The organism is Phyllobacterium sp. P5_D12, from assembly GCF_054049495.1.
The window spans coordinates 1-3795 of the sequence record NZ_JBFUMG010000436.1; the positions used below are offsets into that span (position 1 = coordinate 1).

Below are 3795 nucleotides of genomic sequence, written 5' to 3' on the forward strand. Positions count from 1 at the left end.
GTCCATGGGTGCCGCCATCGTGCAGATACTCGTGCTCGATCTGGTGTTTTCTGTAGATTCCATCATTACCGCTGTCGGCATGACTGATGAAATCGCGATCATGGTTATCGCCGTGCTCGCTGCCGTGACTGTTATGATGCTGGCAGCCGAGCCGTTGTCAAAATTTATCGCCAACAACCCGACTATAGTCATGCTTGCGCTTGGCTTCCTTTTGATGATTGGTATGACGCTGATCGCCGACGGGTTTGGCTACCATGTTCCCAAAGGCTACATTTATGCGGCTATGGGCTTTTCCGCTCTTGTCGAGGCGCTCAACATGCTGGCGCGTCGCAGAAAAAAGTAGTGTTGATTACAGTTCGATTACCTTAACGTTTGCAAGAGGATTTGCATCCAATGACCCAGACCACTTTTGCCGAGGCTTTTGTTCCACTTAAACTCGCTAACCGATCGCTCGCGTTCAAGGCGCTAGCAGTGGTGATCGGCACTGCGTTTCTTGCAGTCAGTTCGTGGATTTCGGTTCCGATGGTTCCGGTGCCAGTCACCATGCAGACCTTCGCGGTCACTATGGTAGGCGCTCTCTATGGCTGGCGGCTCGGTGGCATCACCGTCATCGCATGGCTTCTCCAATCTTTCATCGGATTGCCTGTTTTGGCCGAGGGCATGCCGGGCCAGATTGCCTTTGCAGGTCCAACAGCTGGATATCTGTTTTCCTTTCCTGTTGTTGCGGTATTCGTTGGTCTTCTCGCGGAACGTGGGCTGACGCGTAATCCATTCGCGGCTTTCGGTGTCATGCTTCTCGGCAATGCGCTATGCCTTGTGCTCGGCGGGGCGTTGCTGGCAAACTTGATCGGCCTCGAAAAGGCATGGATTTTCGGCGTTGCGCCATTCATCATCGGCGGTGTCCTCAAATCGGCGCTGGCTGCCGCAACGATCGAAATGTTCCGCCGCTCAGGTATCCGCCTCTCTTGACGGTCAAGCTTCGCGCGCACCATCTGCTCTGCGTGCTGACCTATGTCGGTAAAGGCTATAGTCCCGCCTTTACCGCAAACTACGACAGCATCGTTGCGAGATTGGTGGCGGGCGAGAATATCCTGATTGAGGAGGGTCCGGACGATATCTGTCGGCCCCTTCTTGCGACGACCGAGCCGCATTGCTTGCGCGACAGCGTTATTGAGCGCGATACCAAGGCGATGCATGACGTCGCTGATCTGCTTGGCAGACCGCTTCAGGTCGGCGACACTATAAATCTTGACGCCATGACGGTCGGAAAATTCCGCGATGCCTTCACGAAGGGCCAAACCCGACGCGCTTGTATCGGTTGTGAGTGGTTTGAACTTTGCTCCGCAATATCGAAATCCGGCTACCAAGACATCAGACTGAAGTTTGAGTGAACGCCCGAAGCGACTGGTGCTGGACGAGGCGCCGCTTTTTACCTATAAGGGCGCCATTCCAGAAGCATGTTTCCGCTCGGTGCAGCCCGCAAATTGCAGGGCCCTGAAGTGAAACATCAACAACCGCAAGAACACGCAGGGGTGCCATGGCAGGCCATTCACAGTTCAAGAACATCATGCACCGCAAAGGCCGCCAGGATGCCGTTCGGTCAAAGATCTTTTCCAAGCTCGGGCGCGAAATCACGGTCGCTGCCAAGCAGGGTCTGCCTGACCCGTTGATGAACCCGCGCCTGCGTCTGGCCGTACAGAACGCCAGGGCGCAGTCGATGCCAAAGGACAATATCGAGCGCGCCATCAAGAAGGCGTCTGGTGGCGATGCCGACAACTACGAGGAAGTCCGCTATGAGGGCTATGGCCCGGGCGGCGTTGCTGTCATCGTCGAGGCATTGACGGACAACCGAAACCGTACGGCCTCCAATGTGCGTGCGGCCTTCACCAAGGCTGGTGGCGCCTTGGGCGAAACCGGCTCCGTCGGCTTCATGTTCAATCGCGTTGGTGAAATCACCTACAAGCCCGAGGCGGGCAACGCTGACAAGGTTATGGAAGCTGCGATCGAGGCTGGCGCCGACGATGTGGCGAGTGACGAAGAGGGCCATGTGATCCTGTGCGCTTTCGAAGACATAGGCGACGTTTCGAAGGCGCTGGAAGCCGCGCTTGGTGAAGCGGAATCAATCAAGGCGATCTGGAAGCCCGCGACGACCGCTCCGGTTGATGAAGAAAAGGCGCAGTCGGTTCTTCGATTGATTTCAACGTTGGACGATGATGACGACGTGCAGAACGTTTATGCGAACTTTGAAGTGAGCGACGAAGTTCTGGCCAAGCTCAGCGCAGCCTGATCCTATTAAAAATAATGACCCGCCAGAAATGTCCTGGCGGGTTTTTGTTTGAACTTAGTTGACCGGTCCGTCACCACCCAGAGCTTCCATATCCGCGTCAGTCGGCCTTACTCCGGTGGCGCGATTGACCAGAATGGTAACAACCCATAGCACCACACCGATCCCGATGAGTATCCCGGCGATCTTGTATTGCACTGGGTCGCGGCCCGTCCAGGGGCCCGCGAAGAAGGCGCAGCAGATTGCACCGACGATCGGCAGAAACGTCGGGGTGCGGAAGTGATCGTGGTCGACGCTTTCTTTTCGCAAGACCAGAACTGCAATATTGACGATCGTGAAAACGAAAAGCAGCAATAGCGCCGTCGTGCCACCAAGAGCGGGGACCTCCCCCACAAACAGAATCAGGGCAAATGCCAGCAATGTCGTGAAGGCGATCGCCAGATATGGCGTGCGACGTCTGGCGTGTACTTTGCCGAAAATCGGCGGCAACACATGTTCACGGCTCATGCCATAGACGAGGCGGCTCGCCATCAACATGTTGATCAGCGCGCTGTTAGCAACGGCGAACATAGTGATGAAGCCGAAAATCCATAGCGGGAAATTCGGCGCCCCGGCCTGGACGACCTTGAGCAGCGGGGTTTCGCCCTCGCCGAGATCGGCAGGTGTCACGAGGGTGATGGCGGAAATAGAGACCAGCACATAGATGATGCCGGTAATGAAGAGACCCGCCAGCAGCACTTTTGGAAATATTCCCGACGGGTTCTTGCATTCCTCGGCCATGTTGACCGAGTCCTCGAAGCCAACCATGGCGAAAAAGGCGAGGGTGGTCGCGGCCATAACCGACCAGAAGACGCTGGTATCCGGCGATGTGGCAAATTGCGTGATGCGGGAAACGTCGCCCTGACCAGCGGCAATGGCCCACAAGCCGATGAAGATGATGATCAGGAGTCCTGTCAGCTCCACCATGGTCAGAACCACATTGGCTTTGACGCTTTCGCCAACGCCACGAAAGTTCACAGCCGCAACGATCGCCATGAAGGCGAGGGCGACGAGCGAGATGCCGATCCCGGTTTCAAGATTGAGCTGAAACGCCCCTGAAAGGTTGGCGGCGAATGCACGCGATGCGGTCGATGCGGAGGTGATGCCCGAACACATGACAGTGAAGGCGACGATGAAGGTGATGAAGTKGATGCCGAAGGCCTTGTGCGTATAAAGCGCGGCGCCGGCCGCCTTCGGATACTTCGTCACGAGCTCGAGATAGCTGAAGGCGGTGACGACGGCGACGACGAAGGCCACGAGGAACGGCAGCCAGACGACACCGCCAACCTGCTTGGCAACTTGTCCAGTGAGCGCGTAGATGCCGGTGCCCAAAATATCGCCGACGATGAAGAGGAGCAGGAGCCAAKGGCCCATGACCCGATGAAGACTTGGCTCGATCGTCGCCCCTGAAGCGGCGTTGCTACCTGAAGTCATGTCGGTCATCGGGTACTCCCTCCCTTGCACATGCAGAT

At 56.7% G+C, this 3795-nt stretch carries 5 protein-coding genes; 4 read left to right on the forward strand and 1 reads right to left on the reverse strand.

Features of this window, described 5'->3' with window-relative positions:
• The 4 genes from ACXJ5O_RS21205 to ACXJ5O_RS21220 form a co-directional block, all read left to right on the forward strand.
• On the forward strand, positions 1–343 hold a 343-nt coding region (locus tag ACXJ5O_RS21205), incomplete at its 5' end, for a TerC family protein (RefSeq protein WP_457301616.1).
• Between the two features lie 50 nt (positions 344–393).
• Positions 394–969 (forward strand): biotin transporter BioY, encoded by a 576-nt coding sequence (locus ACXJ5O_RS21210; protein WP_457301617.1) that lies wholly within the window; start codon positions 394–396, stop codon positions 967–969.
• Positions 966–1391, forward strand: coding sequence for a DUF1284 domain-containing protein (locus ACXJ5O_RS21215; protein WP_457301618.1), 426 nt, complete (start codon positions 966–968; stop codon positions 1389–1391). Before ACXJ5O_RS21210 ends, ACXJ5O_RS21215 begins: the two co-directional genes overlap by 4 nt.
• Positions 1392–1537: 146 nt before the next feature.
• Positions 1538–2287, forward strand: a complete 750-nt coding sequence (locus tag ACXJ5O_RS21220) for a YebC/PmpR family DNA-binding transcriptional regulator (RefSeq protein ID WP_457301619.1) — start codon at positions 1538–1540, stop codon at positions 2285–2287.
• Positions 2288–2341: 54 nt separating this feature from the next.
• Here ACXJ5O_RS21220 and ACXJ5O_RS21225 read toward each other — a convergent pair whose 3' ends face one another.
• A complete protein-coding gene (locus ACXJ5O_RS21225) occupies positions 2342–3787 on the reverse strand; it encodes an APC family permease (protein ID WP_457301620.1) in 1446 nt (481 codons plus the stop codon).
• Positions 3788–3795 lie beyond the last annotated feature (8 nt).